At 51.8% G+C, this 22,624-nt stretch carries 13 protein-coding genes; 12 read left to right on the plus strand and 1 reads right to left on the minus strand.

The features are described from left to right. The first annotated feature begins 200 nt into the window (after window positions 1–200). The 12 genes from JIN87_RS12370 to JIN87_RS12425 all read left to right on the plus strand — a co-directional run bounded on the left by JIN87_RS12370 (window position 201) and on the right by JIN87_RS12425 (window position 18,568). Entirely contained in the window at window positions 201–1,637 is a 1,437-nt protein-coding gene (locus tag JIN87_RS12370; RefSeq protein WP_200355879.1) for an SGNH/GDSL hydrolase family protein, read from the plus strand. A gap of 110 nt (window positions 1,638–1,747) precedes the next feature. Next, complete coding sequence (locus JIN87_RS12375; protein ID WP_200355880.1) at window positions 1,748–4,309, plus strand: DUF1592 domain-containing protein; 2,562 nt, start codon at window positions 1,748–1,750, stop codon at window positions 4,307–4,309. A gap of 27 nt (window positions 4,310–4,336) precedes the next feature. Continuing rightward, window positions 4,337–5,662, plus strand: a complete 1,326-nt coding sequence (locus tag JIN87_RS12380; protein WP_200355881.1) for a DUF1552 domain-containing protein — start codon at window positions 4,337–4,339, stop codon at window positions 5,660–5,662. Window positions 5,663–5,699: 37 nt separating this feature from the next. Continuing rightward, window positions 5,700–7,223, plus strand: a complete 1,524-nt coding sequence (locus JIN87_RS12385) for a glycoside hydrolase (protein WP_200355882.1) — start codon at window positions 5,700–5,702, stop codon at window positions 7,221–7,223. Window positions 7,224–7,259: 36 nt separating this feature from the next. Continuing rightward, complete coding sequence (locus JIN87_RS12390; protein ID WP_200355883.1) at window positions 7,260–8,666, plus strand: arylsulfatase; 1,407 nt, start codon at window positions 7,260–7,262, stop codon at window positions 8,664–8,666. Between the two features lie 133 nt (window positions 8,667–8,799). Beyond that, window positions 8,800–9,657: a sugar phosphate isomerase/epimerase family protein gene (locus JIN87_RS12395; RefSeq protein ID WP_200355884.1), complete on the plus strand. Its 858-nt coding sequence runs from the start codon at window positions 8,800–8,802 to the stop codon at window positions 9,655–9,657. Between the two features lie 4 nt (window positions 9,658–9,661). Continuing rightward, entirely contained in the window at window positions 9,662–10,738 is a 1,077-nt protein-coding gene (locus JIN87_RS12400) for a Gfo/Idh/MocA family protein (RefSeq protein ID WP_200355885.1), read from the plus strand. Between the two features lie 11 nt (window positions 10,739–10,749). Further along, the gene (locus JIN87_RS12405) at window positions 10,750–11,838 is read left to right on the plus strand and encodes a Gfo/Idh/MocA family protein (protein ID WP_200355886.1); all 1,089 of its coding nucleotides are present in this window, start codon (window positions 10,750–10,752) and stop codon (window positions 11,836–11,838) included. Continuing rightward, complete coding sequence (locus JIN87_RS12410; RefSeq protein ID WP_200355887.1) at window positions 11,835–12,695, plus strand: sugar phosphate isomerase/epimerase family protein; 861 nt, start codon at window positions 11,835–11,837, stop codon at window positions 12,693–12,695. The genes JIN87_RS12405 and JIN87_RS12410 overlap by 4 nt, the downstream gene beginning before the upstream one ends. Window positions 12,696–12,845: 150 nt before the next feature. Further along, window positions 12,846–13,913 carry a LacI family DNA-binding transcriptional regulator gene (locus JIN87_RS28785; protein WP_200355888.1) on the plus strand — a complete coding sequence of 356 codons (1,068 nt, stop codon included), beginning with the start codon at window positions 12,846–12,848 and terminating at the stop codon, window positions 13,911–13,913. A gap of 199 nt (window positions 13,914–14,112) precedes the next feature. Then, window positions 14,113–16,971 (plus strand): glycoside hydrolase family 9 protein, encoded by a 2,859-nt coding sequence (locus JIN87_RS12420; protein ID WP_200355889.1) that lies wholly within the window; start codon window positions 14,113–14,115, stop codon window positions 16,969–16,971. 172 nt (window positions 16,972–17,143) lie between these two features. After that, on the plus strand, window positions 17,144–18,568 hold the full coding sequence (locus JIN87_RS12425) for a Gfo/Idh/MocA family protein (protein WP_234033383.1): 1,425 nt from the start codon (window positions 17,144–17,146) through the stop codon (window positions 18,566–18,568). A gap of 247 nt (window positions 18,569–18,815) precedes the next feature. Here the strand turns inward: JIN87_RS12425 and JIN87_RS12430 are convergent, their stop codons facing one another. Then, window positions 18,816–22,463, minus strand: coding sequence for a TonB-dependent receptor plug domain-containing protein (locus tag JIN87_RS12430; RefSeq protein WP_200355890.1), 3,648 nt, complete (start codon window positions 22,461–22,463; stop codon window positions 18,816–18,818). Window positions 22,464–22,624: the final 161 nt, after the last annotated feature.

Raw genomic sequence — 22,624 nt, forward strand, 5'->3', positions numbered from 1 at the left:
GCCCGCGTCACCACTGCAGGAACACTCTCCCCGTGGTCGCGGGCTTGAAGCACCGCGCTACGACATGCGCCCATCGTTGTGCAGGTGGGGTCCGGTCGCTGTCCCGAACCTAAACCCAAACGGTATGCAAAAGCACGAGAATGAACGATATCAGAAAGCACCCTGTTTGACCTGACAAAACACTCCAGTAGGTCATCAGCATGCTCAGTATACGCAGCTTTCTTTGGCTAGCTCCCTTCCTCGGCCACCTACTTCTCGCATCCCCTTACCCGAAGCTCGCCGAAGCCTCCAATACGCAAGATTGGGGGCGACACATTCAACGTTCGATGGGATTGCTAGCAGAAAGCGCCGAGCAATCCCCAAACCAGATCCGCATACTCTTCTACGGCCAATCCATCATGGGCGGAAAATGGAGCGACCTCTTGATGCCTTGGGTCGAGGAGAGCTATCCCCACGCCGACATCGAATGGGAGAATCGAGCGATCGGCGGTTTTGCCTCGCAAAATCTGATCAGGGTAGCCGAGCACGACCTTTACCCCTTTCAGCCTGATCTACTCATATTTCACGTCTACGGTCACCACGAACGCTACGAGGAGATCATTCACAACGCCCGCCAACGCACCACCGCTGAGATCATGCTCATCACGGACCATTGGCGTGGCGACTCGTATCAGGACGGGGAATACAACTCTAGCGAGTGGACTCTCTTTATGGCCGAATGGATCGAGCGGGTCGCCAAAAAATACGACTGCGAACTCGTCGAGATACGCCGACCGTGGAAACACTACCTCGAATCGAACCAGCTAAAACCGGCTGACCTCCTCAGCGACAATATCCACCTCAATGATCACGGCAAGTGGTTGATGAGAGAGCTGGTGAAGCGTCAGCTCATCTACCATCCCCATACGATCAGCAAATCTTCGGCGGTCCTTAGCCGAGAACTAGTCATCGGACGCGACCTTCACTGGAAAGACGGCCAACTCACCCTTGAGTTTACGGGCAACAGGATCGACCTCCTCCTGACCAATGGGCATTTGAGCTCCGAAGACTACCAAATCAACGGTCTGCCTCCCGCGCAGATACCTGAACTCTTCAGCTTCTCTCGACCAGGTTCCGTTATTCCTCCGCACTGGCCAAGTGTCATGCGAGTTAGCGCGCAAGCGCAGTTGTCCGAAGAAGAATGGCAGGTCGAGCTCGTGGAAGTGAGCGAAGATATGGGACGAATCCGTTTCAAGGTCTTTGGCTCTCAAACAGGTTTCGATGGCGAAAGTATTTCGACGGAAGACTTTGTTTCCCAGTCGGGAAAAGTCTGCATAGCCGCTGCGGATTGGACCCTCAAAAGATCATTCGAACATAGCCATCTTCCCGCTACTCCCGGTATGCACTTCACGTTTCGATCCTACGGGAGATTCAAGCCGGAGCTAACTCCGAGCAATTCCCACCAAACCTTATTTTCTGGACTACCAAATGGACCCCATGTCCTCACCGTCAGAGCTTCTGATCCTGCAAATCCCCCAAAAATCGAGAGCCTCACAATCCACCGCCCGCCCGTCCCGTACGGTTCATTCGTTCCGATGCCAAAGGAGGCCAACGAGACGAAACAAGACTCAGACATATTTTCTCCGACTCCTGATTGATCCCAGCTCGCCCGCTTCCTACAAAAAAGAAACTGGTTCCAGTAAAATTTAAACGGTTTCAGGTCGAGCATTAACTGACCAAAGGCTACAGTCGCTCTACTTGTTTTAGAGTGCCTTATCGCCCCTCATCGTCACCCTTGCTCGCCATTTTGCTTTTTTGGCTCAGCTTGCCCCCGCAGTCTCACGCGGCAGCCCCGACCACCGTTGTCGAATTCATCGACAATCACTGCGCCAATTGCCACGACGACATCGAATTAAAGGGAGGCCTTGATCTGTGGAGTCTCTCCGAGAAGCCCTTTGAGATGAGTCGCCTCGACGATTGGGTTCACGCGTATGATCGAGCTTCCAGCGGCGAAATGCCTCCAAAGAAAAAGCGGCGCCCTCCCTCTGAAGAATTGGACGCTTTCCTCAAGTCGCTTTCGGAACAGATCACATCGACTGAACAAACCTATCTCGCGACTGAAGGTCGTTCCCAAAAGCGACGCCTAAACCGCTACGAGTACGAAAACACATTACGCGAGCTCCTACAACTCCCCCACCTTTCCATTCGTGATTCCCTTCCAGAAGACCCTACCGCCTTCCATTTCAATAAAGTAGGCGAAGCTCTGGATGTATCACACGTGCAAATCGCGCGCTATCTTCAGACCGCCGAGTATTCGATTCGCCAGGCGATCGCGTCACAGGAATCAAAACCAGAGATCACCAAGCGACGCTACCACACTTGGCGCCAAGGCTACGGTTTTCTCAAAACCGCTGGTCCTGTCCTTCGACAAACCTTCCCCATCGTCGGACTCGAGCTTCAAACCCATATCATGCCGGACATTGTGCCGGGCTCCTACCGACGCACCCGTCCGGACTGGGGAGCCGCTTCTGAAGATAGCCGCATCAACGAAGAAGCCATCGTGATGCTCATGAGCACCTACGAACCGGCGGAAATCCAGTTTAGCAAGTTCAGAGCCCCGCACAACGGCATCTATCGTCTTACTTTCTCAGGCTATTCGATCTGGATGAACAACCAGTACAACGCAGTATCAAAAGGCCGCAGACCGGAACCCGTCACCATCTACGCGGACTCTCCGCCCCGCCTCCTAAGACACGTCGGAAATATAGATTTCGGAACGGAACCCACGGAACAAACCATCGAAGTCTATTTGAAAAAAGGTGAAACGATCCGTCCCGACGCCGCTCGACTCGTTCGCTCCCGCCCCCCTGACTTCAAAAATCCACTACAAGAGCACGATGGCATGCCGGGTGTCGCTTTCCAGTGGATGGAGGTCGAAGGCCCAATCATCGATGAATGGCCACCTAAGGGCCACACTTTACTCTTTGGAGATCTTCCGTTTTCACAGCAGGGCAAGAGCCACGTATCTATCGAGTCACAAGACATTCAGAATGACGCAGAAACCTTGTTGCGGGTCTTCCTAGACAAAGCCTATCGAGCACCCGTTCAAGAAAGCGAAGTGCAAAGATTTACAAATCTGATCCGTGATGCACTGGAAGAAGGGCATTCGTTCACAGAGTCTATGATCGCAGGATACACGGCGATCCTCTCGTCTCCAAAATTCATCTACATGCAGCCGGCAGAGGGTAAGCTAGATAGCTACGCTCTCGCGGAACGTCTTTCCTATTTCCTCTGGAACTCTCCTCCCGATCCCGAGCTACGCTCACTTGCGAGCCAAGATAAGCTCTTTCAGAAAGATATACTCGATTCCCAGATCACCCGCCTGCTCGAAGATCCTCGTTCCCGGCGTTTCGTAGACGCCTTCCTAGACTATTGGCTCGATCTACGGCACATGCATGCCAGCGGTCCGGATGCTGAACTGTATCCGGAATACCAGCTCGACGATCTCCTCGTGGAGTCAATGCCACTAGAAACCCAACTCTATTTCTCCCACTTGATAGCAAAGGATCTTGGCGTCACGCATCTCATCGATGCAGATTTCATAATTGCCAACGAACGACTCGCTTCGCTCTACGGATTCGAGGAAATCCGGGGAAGCGCGTTTAGAAGAATCCCCCTTCCACCCGGGCACGAACGTGGCGGTCTCATGACCCAAGCAAGCGTGCTCAAAGTCACAGCGAACGGCACCACAACCTCACCGGTGACCAGAGGCGTGTGGATCATGGAGCGTATTCTCGGAGAGGCCCCACCTCCTCCCCCTCCTTCGGTGGAAGCGATCGAGTCTGATATCCGCGGAGCCACTACAGTTCGCGAACAACTAGCGCTCCACAGATCTCAAGAGTCTTGCAACGCATGCCACCAGAAGATCGACCCCGCTGGCTTCGCCCTAGAAAACTTCGACGTGATGGGTGGATGGCGAGATCGCTATCGAGCATCCGCAAAAGGCGAAGGGCTCTCAGTCGATGGGTTCGGACACGATGGTCTCGTATTCAAATACCTACTTGGTCAACCGGTCGATGCGACCGGAGAGCTTCCTGACGGTAGCAAGTTCCAGGACATCAAAGGGCTCAAACGTCTCCTTCGACACGAGGAAGAACAACTCGCGCGAAACTTAGTCGAACAACTCTCTATCTACGCAACGGGTGCTCCGGTCCGCTTCTCCGACCGTCCAAGTATCCAGAAAATTATAGAAGCTAGCCGCGACTCCGAATACGGAGTGCGATCCCTGATACGCAATCTCATCAAGTCGGACCTATTTTTAAGCAAATAGAGCCCAACGCTCTTTACCCACCAAGCCATGAACACTCCATACATCGCCCACCGCCGCTCTCTCTCTCGAAGAAAGTTCCTTAAAGGCGCCAGCGTCGCTCTCTCACTCCCCCTTTTGGATGCCATGAGCCCCGCCTTCGCTAGCTCCATAGGCAACGCGAAGGCCACATTCGATGGCAAACCCCGACGCGTTCTGGCGATCTGCAACAACCTCGGACTCCTCCCTGACGAGTTCTTTCCAAAGGATACAGGATCAGGCTTCACACTCTCACCGTACTTGGAACTGATACAAAACCATCGCAACAACTTCACTGTATTTAGCGGTGTATCGCATCCCGATGTCGACGGTGGTCACCCCGCCGACAATTGCTTCCTCACCGCAGCGCCACACCCAGGCAGTGGCGGATTCAAAAACACGATATCTCTCGACCAGCACATTGCTGAGCAAATTGGCCACCACACTCGTTTCCCCTCACTAACTCTTGGCGTAAACGTAGCTCAAGGTGTGCGATCACTTTCCTGGACAGCCTCCGGCGTGATGATTCCGTGCGAGGAGAAAGCATCGGATGTTTTCAGGAGCATGTTTATTCAAGGAACAGCCGAGGAAGCGGAAGTCCAGATTAAGAAACTAGAACTTGGTCAAAGCATTTTGGATACCGTATCTGATCAAGCTAACTCCCTTAAGAAGGAACTGGGAACGAACGACCGAGCCCGATTAGATCAATACTTCACAAGCGTACGCGACCTAGAGAAAAGAATGGCCGCATCCAAAGAGTGGGAGCGGAAACCTAAACCTTCCGTATCCGCTTCAGTTCCTTTGGATCCCGAGGATCCCAAGGAATACATGGACAAAACGCAGCTCATGTACGAAATCTCCCGCCTGGCGTTCCAGACCGATTCGACAAGAGTTATCAGCCTCATGCTAGACAGCGTGAGTTCGCCCGCCATCAACATCGAGGGCGAACCAGTAAGCGACGGCTATCACAATCTCTCCCATCACGGGAAATCTGAGGACAAACTGGAGCAGCTTCGAAAGATCGACAGTTGGCACATGAACCTGCTCAGCGAGTTATTCGATGGACTTCAAGAGACGCAAGAGGATGGTGACACACTACTCGACCGAACCATGATCCTATACGGCTCTAACCTCGGAAACGCTCACGCTCACACGACCACAAACCTGCCTATCCTCTTCGCAGGAGGTGGATTCAAACACGGGCATCACCTCGCGTTCGACACAGAGCGTAACTCCCCGCTCCCGAACCTATTCGTATCCATGCTGCAACGACTAGGAATTGAATCGGACAAGTTCGCATCTTCAACCGGAACGATGCGTGGCCTCGAACTCGCGTAAACTCACCTAGAAATAAAATCAGTTCAAAAGTACCTCTATGCTTTTCTCCCATTTCAACCTCCCCAGCCCCTTGCTGGTCGTCTTTGTCTGTGTTGCTTTCTACATTCCCCTTTCAGCCCAAGACCAAGGGTTCTCCTCAGTCCGAGCAAAGGTCGACTTCGGACAAAAGCTACGCGACTGGGATGGCTTTGGCGTTAATTACGTCGAATCCTGTCAATCGCTTGATCTCGAAAAAGATCCTCAGGACTACGGGGGATTTAGTCTTCTCGACGAACAAGAAAAACAGGAAATCATCGAGATGATCTTCAGCGACGACGGATTGAAGGTGAACTTGCTGAAAATGTTTCTCGACCCTTTCCATCAGGCCACAGTCGATGGAGCCTTCGATCACAAATCCACCACAAAGCACATGCGGGACTTCGCCCGCCGCGGGAACGAGACCTCCAGAAGTTTCGGAAGGGAACTCAACGTAATCACAACGATGTACGGCCCTCCGGCATGGGCAACTCTTCAAAAGGAAACACGTGGTCGGGACCTAGATCCGATGAAAGCTCAGGAACTGGCAAACTACATGGTCGATTGGGCAGACTTCCTGACGAACGATGAAGCACTGAACCTCCGCTACCTATCTCTGCACAACGAGGGAGAGGGCTGGATGCGTTGGGAAACAGACGGGATCACTCACGAGAGCAACAACTTTGGCCACGACTATAATCTGTTTTGGCCCCCCGAACAGGTAGTCCAGTTTCTCGATATCCTCCCGCGGGAGCTAGAAAGGCGGGGGCTCGGACATATTGGAGTGACCCCTGGCGAAACTTACAGCTGGGATCGCTTTTACCGCTGGGGCTACGCAGACGCGATTGCAGACGATGAAAAAGCGACACGCAATCTCGGGCTGATAACCTCTCACGGCTTCCTAAATTGGGGCTTTAGACGTTGGAACAGCGAACACATGAGCAACGGTATCGACCTTCTCCGAGAGAAACGACCTGAGCTTCACGCGTGGGTTACTTCCACAAGTTGGGGAAAAATGGATACCGATTTCGTCCGTCAAATCTACGGCAACATCTACGGCACAAAAGTAAACGCAATCATACCATGGGCCCTTATCCAACGCCCACCGCTCTGGAAAGGGAGCGGCGACCCAAACCCTGGCTGTAGTTTCATCGTACGCGAAGACGGGAGCTACGAAGTCCAACAGGGCTACTACTTTTATAAGCAGGTCACAGTCCCCGGCCAAGCAGGCATGTCTATCGTGAGAACCTCAGCCCTAGACTCAGAGATCGCTTTGATCGGTTTCGGAAACAACGGCACAGAGCACCCAGATGCGTTCGTCCTGATCAACACCGGTCCTGATACTCGCCACATAAATATCCACCTTTCAGGCACAAGATCGAAGGACTTCAAGGCAACGCGATCTCTTGACGCCCCAAATAGAAGGCTAAACCTTGCGGTCGAGCGTTACTCTCCGATCGGAAAGTTCGAAACATCTAGCGACGGTATTCTTCTCTACGAGGCGCCAGGCAAATCAGTGACCACTTTCATTGGTCTCCAGGACTAAGTCTACCACATTTCCAGCACCCAACAGTACTCTCTGATGAAGTTCCAACTAGCCCTCCTACTTTCCCTCGGTCTCTGTCCATTGTTGTCGTTCACACAGCCTGCGAACGCCTCCCCCCCGAACATCGTGCTGATACTTGCCGACGACCTTGGCTATGGTGACCTAGGTTGCTATGGACAAACTCGGTTCCAGACTCCCAATATCGATCGACTCGCCGCCGATGGTATGCGGTTCACACAGCACTACGCCGGTTCCCCAGTGTGTGCTCCTTCACGGTGTTCTCTGATGACCGGCAAACACACGGGTAATGCCTACGTTCGAGGAAACGCTTCCAACCCTGCCGGGCCTCGAGATGGACAACTCCCCCTTCTGGAAGGAGAGGAAACCTTCGTGAAATACCTGCAAAACGCTGGGTACAAGACTGGAGCTTTCGGGAAATGGGGTCTCGGAAATTTCGATACGGAAGGCTCACCACTCAAACATGGTTTCGACGAGTTCTTTGGCTACTACGATCAGATACTTGCCCATAATTCCTATCCGGAGTTTCTCATGCGAAACGGCGAGAAGGTCCCTCTCTCAAACGAAGTTGCCTACCAATCAGAAGAGCTTTGGCACCGCGGACTAGGAAGCGTATCCACTCAAAAGACAGAGTACTCCAACGACATCATCCTCGATGAAGCTCTCGCCTTCATCGATCGCAATCAGGATGTTCCTTTTTTTCTATACTTCCCAACCACAGCTCCACATGACAATGGCGAAGCTGAAGTTGGCGAACGCTTTGAAGTCCCCGACAACTCAAAGTACCAAGACAGGACCTGGACTGCGGATGAGAAATCGTACGCCGCATTGGTTGAACACCTCGATTCCCATGTAGGAAAAATAGAAGCCAAGCTCGCGTCCCTAGGTCTCTCCGGAAACACCATCATCCTGTTTAGCAGCGATAACGGTCCCTTACCTGCCCCGAACCTCAACAGCAACGGCAACTACAGAGGGCACAAACGCGACGTATACGAAGGAGGGATACGCGTCCCTCTCATTGTCAAATGGCCTGGCAAGGTCCGACCTGGTAGCCAATCCAACCACATCTCAGCATTCTGGGACGTCTTTCCCACACTCTGCGAAGCAACCGGTATCACTCAAATACCAGAAACCGACGGAATCTCCTTTCTTCCTGAGTTGCTCGATCAAGACCAGATGGAACACGAATTCCTGTACTGGGAATTCCACTGGTGGAAGCCCTCAATGCAAGCGGTCCGGCAAGGTAAATGGAAAGCGCTCCGCTACAATCCCACAGGCCCCATAGAACTCTACAACTTAGAAAAAGACATGTCTGAGATCAACGACCTCTCAAGCCAGTATCCAGAAATTCTGGATCAAATGAAAGCGCTCCTCGACAAAACTCGCTCACATTCGGCCCAATTCCCTCTCAAATCAGAAGAGTAATCCCATCACCTTTCTCTAGCTTTTACAGGTTCATCCCGCACTCACGAAAACGCCTGCCGATGAAACAGGTTACAAAACGAGCAAAATCGCCTGCTCCATCAACTGACAACAAGGTCAATAAAAACAACTCCCAATGAACCTCCCCTCGCTCAGAACAGGACTTCACAGCTGGAGCTATCGAAAGCTCCTCGATTCAGGAGAACTTGATGTGTACGGTTTCTTAGACGATGCAGCCCGTATCGGCTTCAAAGACATCGAACTAATGACTGGCCAAGCCGGAACGGTATCTCCGCACATAGGCTCGGAAGATCTGCCCAACCTGAAGAAGATTGTTGAATACGCTCACTCCAAGGACCTCAGAATCCACACGCTTTCCACATACAACGATTTCTCCATTACCATTGCGGAAGATTGGCGACAGGCCAACATCCGCTATATTCTCGAATGGATCTCAAAAGCCGCCGCCCTTAAAGTCCCTAATCTGCGCTTCCTTACTGGATACATCTACGACAAGGATCCATTGGAAAAACTCGAACAGCTGGTAATAGAGGCTACCAAACGTTGCGCAGCAAAGGCAGAGGAGTTCGGCATCAACCTAGCATTGGAGAATCATAGCTCCGTTTTTCTCTATGCTGACGAGATTCTTAGCTTGATCGAAGAAACAGGTTCCTCGCGCTTAACAACCTGTCCTGATCCAACGAATGGTTTCAATATCTCTCAGGAATCAGATCCGCAAGAACTGGAACGCATGTATGAGAATTTACGGCGACTCGCTCCCAAAGCGACTTGCGCCCATCTCAAGATCTTTGGAATCGAGCACGGAAAACTCATCGGTTACGATCTGGATCGCGTTATTTCGATTTTCTTAGACTCGGGCTACAACGGTCCGATCATGTTCGAAACAACTGACGAGGATTTCGAAAGCGAAATAATCGCAGAAGCGAAATCGATAGTGGACAGGAGTATTCAACGCCTCAGCGCGCTCGCTTAAAAAAATGTCTGTCTCAGCTCCCAAACTAGGCATCATTGGCTGTGGTGATATCACGACAGGAAACCACCTCCCTAATGCTCTAAAAACAAACTGGCAAATCGCAGCCCTTTGCGACGGGAACCTTGACGCTGCAGAGGATGCGAGAGAAGCGTCAGGTATTCCGGATACACCGATTTTCGAGGACTATAAGGACCTTCTCGCGCTCAAGGACCTGAATGCCGTTATCATCGCCACCCCACCGGTGAGCCATATGCCGATCACGATCGACGCGCTCAGAGCTGGTAAGCACGTTCTCTGCGAAAAACCTTCAACCCTCTCCGTAGCCGAAAATGAAGCCATACTAGCAGAGGCGAAAAAGTATCCTGAGATAACGGTTCAATTTTTCAGTTCACGCTTCAGAGACGAGTTTTCCAACTACGCACGAGAGATCGTTCGTTCAGGCAAACTCGGAAAAATCTACCGAACGGACATCCAGTTCTCCCTCCCTGCTGCACGGGCCTGTGACCTCGAAAAGGTAAAAGGCAAACCCCACCGCCTATGGTTTGGCAAAAAAGAAAAGGCCGGTGGCGGCCCCTTCATGGATATGGGCCAATATTTCCTCGATCGCTTGTTCCACATCCTTGATTGGCCGGAACTGGAAAGTCTCTCAGCCCAAGAGTTTCGAGGAATGGAGACAGGTCTCCCCAACGAAGCGGATTGGGACGTCGAAGATCACATGACTGTTCTGGCCCGAATGGAGGGCAACCTTACCCTGACGATGGACACGACCGCCAGAGCCCTCCAGCACTGGCGTTGGAGCATAAACATAAACGGAACAAGTGGCTCGCTATCGCTCGACAACACGCGTCAGGACAAATTCGTCTACACTTACGAAGATCCCGTATCCAAAGAGCTTCGACGCGAAACGAAAGAAGCTCCCCAATCCGTAGATGACCTTCCTGCTCGACTCTTTGATCTAGAAGCAATCTTGAACGGCGAATCACGTGAGATCGGCACCACCCCCGAGCAGGCACTTATGCTCACCGACTTCTGCATGAAAGCTTACCAATCCTCAAAGCAGCGGGCGCAAGTTTCAGCGTAACGAACATAAACATGACAGACTCGCTCAGAATCGGCCTCATTGGTTGCGGCGACATCGCCACAAAAGCTCACGTCAATCATCTGGCGGAAGCAGGGTATACTCTATGCGCAGCCTACAATCCAACTCGCAGCAAAGCGGAAAAAGTCGTTGAAAAGTTCGGGGGAGCAAACGCCCTTGCCTGCAACTCACTCGATGAGCTCCTCGCCATTTCGCATATCGATGTCGTTTCGATCACGTCTCCGCCCGCCCATCATTGCGAACAAGTCTGCCAAGCGCTTTCCGCGGGTAAGCACGTCCTCTGCGAAAAACCAAGCGCTCTCATTCCCGAAGAGAATCTCCGCATTATGGAGGCTCAACGCATATCAGGGAAAAAAGTCTGCTTCTTCAGTTCTCGCCAACGCTACGCACCCATTGCCCTAAAAGCCAAGGAGTACATAGAGGACGGGAAGCTCGGCGAAGTCTACCGCATCCAGGCACGTTTCGCGCGACGTAAGGCTCGCCCAGGTGTCGACTGGTTGACGCACGCCTCATGGTTCACCGATAAGGACAAGGCCGGAGGTGGCGTTGTTCTCGACATGGGACAATACCTCTTGGACATGATTTTGGACCTTCTGAACTGGCCTGAGGTCGAGTCGCTAAACGCCACTACATTCAAAGGCTTTCCGCACGATCTACCAGAAGACCGCGTCAATGACGTTGAGGAAATATCCTCCATATTCATTAGAACTACGAGTGGTCCCCTCATCACGATCGACCTCTCAGCCACTATCGTCGACGACCCAATCCACTCTATCGCAATCTTGGGAACGAAAGCGGGAATAGACATCCAATATTCGGATACATCTTCAAAAATCGTCTACCTACATGAACCCAGCGGCAAACGAGGAGCTCTGGAAGAGGTTGTCATCGACGAAGGTCACGACGGTTGGGCAAGCAAAGAGATCTATCAGCGATTCCATTCGGCGATCGTCAACGACCAAGAAACGCCAGGAACGACACCAGAGCAAGCCCTACGACTTACAACCCTTTGCCAGATTGCATACCGATCTGCCGAAGAAAAAACAGAAATTCAGCTCGCGGCCAAAACTCCGTCGGCATGAAGAGTTCAATCTGTTCGTTCGCATTTCACCGTCACTTTTTCTCAGGAATAGTAGACGCTCTCAAATACATCGAACTCAGTAGAGAGCTCGGCGTCACCCATCTCCACTTCTGGATAGTCCATCTCCTCAAGGACCTCGATATGGCCGAGGTCCGAAGATGGGACTGGACCCCGGGTTCACCCGAAATCCCGTCTTGGATGAACGCACCCCAAGACGACGGCTGGGCTCGCGAGATAAGGCAGACAACAGAGGGTCTTGGACTCGAGCATGAAATGCTCGCCATGGAAAAAGGCTACGCCCACCTCCAAAGCCCAGCGGAACGTCAGAAGCACCGAAACTTCCTCCGCGAATGGATCGAGTTCGCGGGCAAAGTAGGTATTCCAGCGATACGAGTGGATCCGGGAGGCCAGAGGGACCTCTCTCCTCTAGAGGTCCAAAATATCGTTACCAGCTATCGCGAAGTCGTATCCATGGCAAAAGACCATGGTGTACGCATTTTCGTTGAAAACCATTGGGGAGCCAGCCAGCAGCCTGACTTCCTAAACCACCTCTTGGATAAGGTAGAGGGACTAGGCCTCCTACTAGACAGTTGGAACTTTGGCTCCGCGGAAGAACGATCCTACGGCTGGGCGAGCCTTTCTCATCGAGCCGAAGCTGTTCACATAAAGACGAGGCAAGTCGATTCGAACGGTATCGAACACATGTATCCAATCGACGATGGCATCAAACAACTCTGCAGCAACAACTACGATGGGATCTGGGGCATCGAATCGTTTCCTCAAAATGAAGAGGAAGAAATCGAAGCTGTGCAAAACACCCTGAAGCTCATCCAGCGCGCGGTCTCAGACTCTAGCTAGTTAGTGCCCCGAAACCTGTTTCAGGCGTACCTTCTCTAAGGCGCGACAACTCTGGAATCACCTCCCCATGAAACCTGTTTCATAGCAATTGACTAAGGCGTAGATTTCCTCAAGTCTATCATCATGCAACCTAATACCCCCCTTCCTACAATGGATGACGTTGCACGTGCCGCCGGCGTAGCAAAAGCCACCGTATGCAGAGCTCTGCAAAACCGCCCCGTTGTCGCCAAAGCAACCCGCGAACGAATTCTAAAAGCGGCTCGAGAGTTAGGCTATCAAGCTGACCCATCACTTAGCGCCTTATCACAAAGACGATGGTCCGACGGAGGAAAACGTACCTATCGCCAGGTCGCTCTCGTACACTATGAGAGTAAAAAGTACCTCGATAAATATGCAGAAACGCCAAACGAGGAACGCTATAGGTTATCACCCCGAGCTCTACTTTTCCCAGCTGCTAAAGAGAAAGCGAAATTGCTAGGCTACCAAATAAGCGAGTATTCAACATCGGATTACAAAAATTCAGAGCAGTTGTCCCGAATCCTCTACAATCGCGGAATCGACGGTCTTTTACTCAGTATCGAGGGCCCGATATCTAAAATTGAACTGCCATGGGAGCGATTTAGTGCCATAGCCATCGGTCTAGGCCTAGACGAATACAATCTACCTCATGTTTCGAGCGACTGGATGTCTGCCGTATCGCTTGCTGTTCAGAAAGCGAAAGAGCGCGGTTACCGACGCATCGGTTTCATCAAACTCGTACACGAAAACCCCTCGATCGACTTCAGAATCAGTTCAGCTATCGAATTCCAACGGCATGGCCTAGAAAGCCAGTTCGCCAATCGCATTCCAACCTTAAGCGGACAGCGAGAGGATTTCAATCCGTGGCAAGATTGGATTCCGGTATTCAAAGAATGGTACGATCGATGGAAGCCTGATGTGGTTGTTGATGGAACCCACTGCGCCTCCCACTGGTTCAAGACGATAGGAGTTAAAGTCCCCGAAGAATGCGCGATTGTAGCAATCGACCGTACAAACCACGAAGACCACAAACACATATCGTACGTAGACCATAACTACGCGGCCCAAGGGGAATGGGCGATGGAGTTCTTGTCGACTATGATCCAAAACAGCGTCAAAGGGCAAACGGACATCCCACCTCGTTTGACCCTCCCTTGTACCTGGCAAGAAGGCTCCACCCTCCCGCCGAAACAACTGTAGCCTTATAAAACTCAGTTGAAAAAGAGGAATTACGAATTCGTCGAACGTGTTCAGTAATCAAACGGATTCAACAGCGGCTGCTAGGTCTACATTCTAGGTCTTGCAGAACTAAGAAGTGAGGGCCTCACTTGGAACCCCACGAACCAAAGACCTGCCTTTTTCCAACCACTGTATCCATTTTCTAAACAAATAAATAGCGATGTTTCCCCCCAAGCTGCTCTTTTTCCCTTTTCTTCCCATAGCCATTTTGGCGGCTACGAATGACCCCGCAGACGGTCCGATTGTAAATCGCGTTTATCCAGCGGACCATAATGTACTAACGATCGAAATCATTGAAGGCCGTATCGTAAACAACGGACAAATCGAATACGTTCCACAAGATGGCGATGAGCTAAGACCAGATAGCAGAACCGTCCTCGCCTATGACAAAGACGGCAACATCGGCAACTTCGCCAAGGGGCAAGAGTTGAGTCGGACGATCAATGGACAGTCAAAGAAAATAGGGTACTACTTGGAGCACTACAACTTGATTGCTCTGCTCGATGAACGACTCGGAGGCGAACTAGAAAAGGGAGACATCGAAACAACAACGACCTACTCCATCAGCTCCGAATCGGATCCAAACTTTGCATCACCTCTAAACCCAAGCTCGGTGGCGCGTAAAAGCAAACCAATCGAAGAAGGTCGCAATGGAGCGGGACAATCAGTACGACACCGCATCTACCTCGAGCTACCACACTCTTTAGAGACGGGGCAAACGTATACGGTCGAGTTCCCTCTCCTCAATACTCAGCGGACAACCGTCGAATACACGCACGACTCTTCCTCCTGGATAGAGTCAATCCATACAAGCCAGGTTGGATACCATCCAGGAGATCCGTACAAACGTGCCTTTTTATCGCTTTGGAAAGGCACTGGTGGAGCACACGATTACGACGTCTGGGAAGGCACCCACTTCTATCTCTACAACCTCTTCACTCAGCAGATCGTTCACACTGGATTGATTGAAAAGGTGCTAGACGCTTCCGAAGGAGAAACCTCCCTCCATAGCGGCGACAATCACACGCAGACCTCCGTCTACGCTCTCGATTTCTCGGAATTCAAAGGTACCGGCCGTTTCGTTATCAAAATCGAAGGACTGGGAATTAGCTATCCCTTTCCAGTGACACGAGTGTCATGGGCGGACGCGTTTGAAATTTCCATGCTCGGAATGCTTCACCACCGCAGCGGCATCGCCCTTGGAGCTCCCTTTACAACATACGAGCGCCCACTAACCTTCCATCCCGATATGGGTTCTCGTATTCTTCAAACAGATACGACGATCCTCCACGGAGAGTCATCGGCAATCAAGGATTCCCTATCCCGACTAGCTGATACCGCCGAAGAGTTACCGGAAGCCTGGGGCGGATACATGGATGCGGGCGATTGGGATAGAAGATCCCAACATCTCGAAGCGACTTACTTGCAGCTCGAACTCTTTGAGATGTACCCGGAGTACTTCCAAGAATTCACCCTCTCTCTTCCTCAAACGGAAGCAAACAACAAGATTCCCGATCTTCTCGATGAAACGCTTTGGAATATCGAGTTCTACCAACGGATTCAAAAGGAAGATGGCGGGGTTCGCGGCGGCGTCGAGTCCACCGAACACCCAAGAAGTGGCGAAGCGAGCTGGCAAGAGACACTCCTCATAGGAGCCTTCGAAGCTGACCCTGTATCCAGCTACCGCTTTGCGGCAACTGCTGCTAAAGCCGGACGACTATTGCAACCATTCGATTCTGACAAAGGAAACACACTTATCTTCTCCGCAGAGAGAGCGTGGGCTTGGGCCGAAGAACATGGCGGCTCAGTTCTCAACACTCTTCCTGACGACCGCTCATCTAAAGCGGAAACGAGCCTGCAAGAACAACGCCCACTCGCCGCCGTCGAGCTCTTCAGAGCGACTGGCAACCAAGACTATCACACGGTAGCGGTGCAAACTCTCTCTCCTATTAAACAGAACAACAACGCAGCAGACGATTTTCGCGACGCAGTCTTCGCTTACACTTTCATAAACGACTCCTCAGCTGACAGTGAACTCAAGAGTTCAGCCATGAGCGTATTCGCCCAACGCGGACAAAAGGCCATCGATTTCATAAACGGAAATGCCTTCGACATTGCCAGTGACGTAGACGGCCTTCCCCTCATGGGCTACGTCGGTTACTATTCAGTCCCTCAAATGATTTCAAAAAGTCTCCCTCGCGCCCATTATCTCACTGGAGACGCAAAATACCACATAGCAACAATCGCCGCGTGCAACTTCGCCAACGGAGCGAACCCCGATAACACAGTTTTCACGACGGGCATAGGTGAAGAAAGCCCCAACGCTCCGCTCCACATCGACTTTCGGGCAACTGGCAAGGACGTACCATCCGGTATCACTGTTTACGGTCCCTCCGATCCGGCCGGAGACTATAGTTTCACGGATTGGGTTCACACATGGAGACTGGCTGACTCAATGGTACCAAGCTCAAGAACCTGGCCTGCGGCCGAGTGGTACATCGACCTATTCGACATGGCTGCCATGAGCGAATACACAATCCACCAGACGATGGGCCCAACCTCCTACTTCTGGGGCTATCTAGCAGCGAGTGCCGGTGATGGCCAAGTCGAATTGTCCGGACTGGGGAGAGACGATGATAACGACGGACTTGAGGACTTCCATGAAAACAGTATCATTCGTTCGGATACATCAGGAAATCTCCGCACAATCGATGATGTACTTCCTGAGCACGATTTTGACAACGACGGGCTTTCAAACGCCGAAGAAGCCTTAAGCAGCAGCTCGCCCGCTATTCCTGGCTCGGGCACTTTAAGCATCGAATCCCTAAACGCACATGCCCTTGCCGTACGCTTCGCACAAGGTGAAAGCGGAAAGCATCGATTCATCGCGAGTACCGACCTGAAGACCTGGAACCAACAAGGCTCCAGCTTCGATCAGGTGGGATTGACTCACTCGACCACCTTAGCAACTGAAGCAAACCAATCTCGTTTCCTTCGAATCGAGAAAGAAGGAGACTAGTCCTGAGCCATGTCCGGGAAGCTTCCCAAAGCCCAAAACATACGCTCTCAACGTCGAGTTCAGAGTGCTTGGGAGAAGTTACCCACTTCTAATCATTACCAATGAGGAAACAGCTTGAAGCCTTTCTTAGGCTTCAAGCCACTAGAGCAAACTAATTTAGCCTCCCCCTATTTTGAATACACGAAAATTGAATCGAAGAAACTTCGTTAAAACCGCAGCGTTATCGGCCGCAGCCTTTACTCCGGCACGATTTGCGATAGGCAAAGCCGGTCCATCTGCCAATAGCAAGCTAAACATCGCGATGATCGGTGCCGGGAACATCGCCGGGATGGCCTACAATGGATGCAAAGGCGAGAATATCGTAGCGTTGGCAGACGTTGACTCGAACATGTTTCACCAGAAGCGCGAAGAGCATCCCGAAGTGCTCAACGCAAAGACCTTCGCCGATTTCCGATTGATGCTAGACAAAATGGGTAAGGAAATAGACGCAGTCTGCATCAATACTCCTGATCATACGCATTTCGCAGCAACCATGCATGCCATGGAAATGGGCAAGCATGTCTGTACTCAAAAGCCTCTCACTCACAATATTTGGCAGGCCCGGACTCTCCAAAAAGCAAAGAAGAAGTACAAGGTTGTCACCAATATGGCGGTACAAGGCCATACCTATAACGGCATCCGCCAAATGAGAGAGTGGTACGAGGCAGACGTCTTTGGTCAAATCCGAGAAGCCCACTCCTACATACAGGGCCCCGAATGGAAACCCTTGTCAGAAGAGCGTTGGTACTGGCACAAGCCTGACACCTACCCTCCGAAGAAAAGCACCATTCCCAGCTCTCTCAATTGGGACCTTTGGCTCGGTCCCAATGATGCCGATACACATTTCAGCGAGCTCTACCACCCAATAAGCTGGCGGGGCTTTAACGCATTCGGAAACGGACTCTTTGGCGACTGGATGCCCCACATTTCAGATGCACCCGTATGGGTGCTCGACCTCTACGAACCGGTCGTCGTTGAACTCGAAGATAAGGCGGGAGGAAATCATTGGATGGTTCCTGACGGAAACCGGGTCCGTTGGGAGTTCAAACAACGTGGCAGCAAGGCTCCTTGCAAATTCTACTGGCACAACGGTTACGATAAATTCGCCCCGGATCTACCAAGCGATTGGACTTGGGGCGACAACCTGCCATGGGCTGGAACCTTCTTCTACGGAGACAAAGCGACAGGCTTCACAGATCAACGCTCAAACAATCCACGCCTATCCAACAAGGAGGAAATGATTGCCTTCAAAAAAGCAGGGTATCCATCTGAAAAATACGCACGTGTGGAAGGAGGTCCCTTCGAGGAATGGATCCGAGCAATCAAAGGAGATGGACCAGAGCCAGGCGCAAATTTCGACTACGCCGCTCCTTACACTGAAATGATGTTGATCGGCGTCCTCGCAGCTCGCTTCGGAGGAAGAATCGAGTGGGATCCCAAGAAGGGTATCACCAATCGTCCAGAACTAAACCGATACATCCGCCCTGATTCCGTTCGTTCAGGTTGGGACTACGGAAAGGACCTGTGGTCTAAGAGTTCCAAATTCGCGAGATATTGACCCGATCATTTCTTCGCTGACCAGGCCTAGGCTCGAGTACACACTCGGGCCGTTTTTTGTCTCTAATACCATCCGAAAAACGGCTTAATGTTTTTACTTTCGAGAAGGTAGCGGCCGTTGTCCCAACGGCCATTTGCATTGAGGATGCCCTCTACCCTATTTCTCGCTGAATCAATGGTTTGGATACGAAAAAAATCCCCCGCATCACTGCAGGGGATCGTAAGCTTAACCGTAAAACCAATTCGAATTAGAAGCTGAGCGAGTTTGTAAGCGACCAACTCGCACCCTCTCGGATGCCTCGCAATCCGATCGATCCGTCCGGGTTGCGATGCAATGGAACAAGCTCGTTGTCCCCAAACGCGTTCCGAACGTTCAGCTGGATTTTCCAATCCATGCTATCATTGAAAATCTTTCGGCGGTAGCTCGCCCACAGGTCGAAGGTCTCGCGCCCTTCATCACGCCAGTAGGTGTCGATATCCAGACGAACGTTTCCTTCCTCGTCGTTGTACGGGCGATAACCGTAGATCTGACCACTTTCGTAACGGAATGCGCCACCAACGCCCCATCCCTTGAACTTGCCTTCGCGGAATGTGTAGTTGGTCATGGCATTCACTCGCCATTCACGAATCTCTGGCTGCGACTTTCCATTCAGAGCCTGGGCTTTCACAACTTCGCCCAAGAACGGATCAATCCATGGACCCATACCAGGTCCACCGAACCACCAAATTGGGATTTCACCCGCAGGAGTGTCCTTGAGGGCATGTGTCACCAAGTCGATCACACCTTGGAAGTCCTCGCCTGGTAGGCCATCACGGATAGCGTCGGTTTGCGAACCATTGATCGCAATGTTCCAACTCTTGTTCAAGTTCGCTGCAAACTCGATTTCGATACCCTCAGATATCTGTGTCTCAACCAATGTTCCGTTGTCAGGAAACTGGACGGATGGAGTTGCAGTGCCACCAGGGGCGAAGCTCGATTTGAACCAGTTGCGAGCGAGCGGATATTCGTTCCAAAGGGCTTCTTCGAAGTTACGCCAAGCTGGCGCCATGACTTCCTTACGGTAGGCACCTTCAGTTTCGTATCCAGCGGCTTCCGCAGCTTGGCTGAGCGGCAACCAATCCGCCGTGTAGTTGTTCTGGTCATTCTCGATGTAAGTCGCTCCGCGAACACCTTGAGAAAGCACCTGCTCTAGACGCCAATTGATATTTTGCAGACTAGAGGTCGACTTGGAGTTTTCGACAACGGTCTTGTAGTCCGTCACACGCAACGACCACCTGTTCTCCTTGTCAACAAGCATGATTGATGCGTCCTCTGTGGTACCTGTCGCATTCGCGAGGATACGGTCAAACACATCCACGCGAGATGGATCTGGAGTCTGAACCTCACCCTCTGAGTACAAAACATGCACTTCAAACGGGAGCATGTCACGCGTGCCAGTCAAGAAGCTCAGATTAGCCTTGGCTGACCAATTGCGGCTTTGCACCTTTTCGGAACGGCTATTCGTTTCGTTGACAGAAAGGTCAGTGTCCGGGCCGTCATCCTTGTAGTCATGGTCAGGCCACGCTTCGAACGCGTCATCTTCACGCCAACCGTACATACCTACGACCGCTCCATCCCAGAACTTACCGGTCCACACAATGGCCTTGGAGTCCACATCCTCGTTGCCGAACTTGCGGCTAGTGGTGAGGTACTCACGAGCGTCAACGCTGTCGGTCGCACGTACGAACTCGTACGGACCGATGTTTTGCCAGCCAACATAGTTTTCTGGATTCCGGTTCTGCGAACCACCTTCATTCGGTTCACCCGGTAGTCCTTCCCATGGATCTGGCCAAGCGCCGATAGCGGCATCAGCATCGAATCCTGGGAGTGGAGTTCCATTGAAACCTCGGAGCATTACCTGCCCAGAAGGAAGCGTCGGATTCCCCAGAGGCATTAGTCCACGGTTGTTGTTGCCGGCCGCATCGAAATAGAGGCGTACATCACCGTTTTCAATGCCAAGACCATCGTAAGCATCGATCTCTGCCATACGCGAACCAGCAGGCGGAATGACTCCAGGAACTGAATCGCCACGCTCGATCAAGTAATCGTAGCCCCAACCAACGGGACGATAGTTTTGCGTGTTCTCCTCCAGTGTGTAGTTCTGAACGACCCCAACGACATCGTGCTTACCAAGCAGGCGAGACAGGAAGTTACCATCTCCTCTGTCACCAAAATCGTAAGACATGAACGCTTGAGCACGAGCAGACTCACGGTCACGGGTGTTGATGAGAGAACCGCCGTGGCTAGTGTTCAGTTCTACGAACGCGCGTCCGGCAAGCGGGTTAGCCATTCGGTTGTTCTGAGTGGACGTCAGATCGAGAGCTCCTACGTCAACACGTACTACTGGAGCAAATACAGTTCCGAGGGCCGCATCAATATGGTTTGTGTAGTCCTGCTTAAAGTACGTCAGATTATAACCAAACATGTTATCCATGAAGGTATTTGAGAAATCCACCTCAAATACGGTGAAGTCCTTCTGCTCGCGCTTCAGATCGCCATCAATCAAGTGATTGTAGAAATCGAAGTAAGTCGTATCCGAAAAAGACTCTTCCTTCCAGAAACCTGGGAAAGGAAGGCCAAGGTCGGACGCCACACGGGCCTTTTCCTTCGTATAGAAGTTGGCCACCGCTCGGACCTCACCTTGATCGGTGTTGTCGATAGAAGCGACCCCTTCATTCACAGTCCACGAACCACGAGCCTTCGCCCCGCCTTCCGCTATAAAGAGCGGATTTGGATACGTTGGCGAAGCAGCATCATAATAGAAGGATGGGTTATTTCCAGAGCTACCAGAGAGCCAAATGCTCAATGGCGTGCCGGAGCTATTCAATAGAGTGCGAGCTTCATTGTAGGTAATCTGGTCGATTGGCTGACCGTTGATACCACCCGCGAGAGGCCCCGCAGTATACGATTTCGCAATCCCTTCAAAGGTCGACCACTCTCCAAGAAAACCGGTTTCGTTTGGCCCTAGGTAGTAAGGAGACACCCCATCAATCGGCACGACAGAACGAGGACGGCTACTGGTCACCTTACCATCTTCAATGTTGAACTTCAGCTTCGCCGTAGTCCCATCGTTGTTGAATCGCTCAGGGCGGTAAGTGAAAGTCGCATAGATTCGATTATCGTCTTCGTAAGCTTCCTCTTGCTGAAACTTTTGCCTGTCAGCCAAAACGGACGCGCGAAAAGAAAGCTGCTCCTCGATTAGCACCTTGTTAATCGAGAATTCGCCACGAATACCACCGTACCCGTCAACACGGGCTTTTACAGACCCGGAATCGTCAAATGCGGCTTCAACTGTAGTCGCGTTGATGATACCAGCAGGACTTCCCAATCCGAACAGGATCGAATTTGCCCCACGCTGGATATCCACACGATTAATCGTATACCCATCCCATGGTATATCCGAACGGAAATAGTTGCGGGTATTGTCGGCCGCAGTGAGTCCGCGGATACGCGTATTATTGTTCGGCTCCGAGATAGCTGAGGTCTCAAGACCTTGGCTATCTGGATTGATAAAATTACCGCGAGCGCCGCCGACTTCGGTGTTAACGCCAAACGCGAGGAGCGTTTCGTTGTCCACCGCATCGATATCCTCCATCAGGGCTTCGGTGAATACCGAAACCGAGGATCCGATATCGGATAGGTTCGTACGGAGGCGAGTACCAGCTAGGGATGAAGTGGCACGGTAACCTTCGTCCTGGTCGGCTGTCACTTCGAACGGAGAAAGTTCGAAGATCTGATCATCCTCTCCGTCGTCCTCCTGCGCATACAACGCAAAAGGCAGAGCCAGCGAAACTGTACACGCAAGGCTCAGCGGCAGACCATTGCGTCCGCCGGTGTTTTTCAGGGGCTTATTCATTTGTGTTCTGTTTGTTTGTACGATTACGCGTCATCCTCGCAGATGCGCGTCGGTAGTAGAAAAAATCTATCTGCCGTCCCACCACTTAAAGCGGCGAAATCGATCTAGCTTCTTCAACGAGTCGTTCTATTTGTTTTTGTGTTCACGGCTTTTGGCTAGGC

It is taken from the genome of Pelagicoccus mobilis, from assembly GCF_016595505.1.
Taxonomy (GTDB): Bacteria; Verrucomicrobiota; Verrucomicrobiia; order Opitutales; family Opitutaceae; genus Pelagicoccus; species Pelagicoccus mobilis.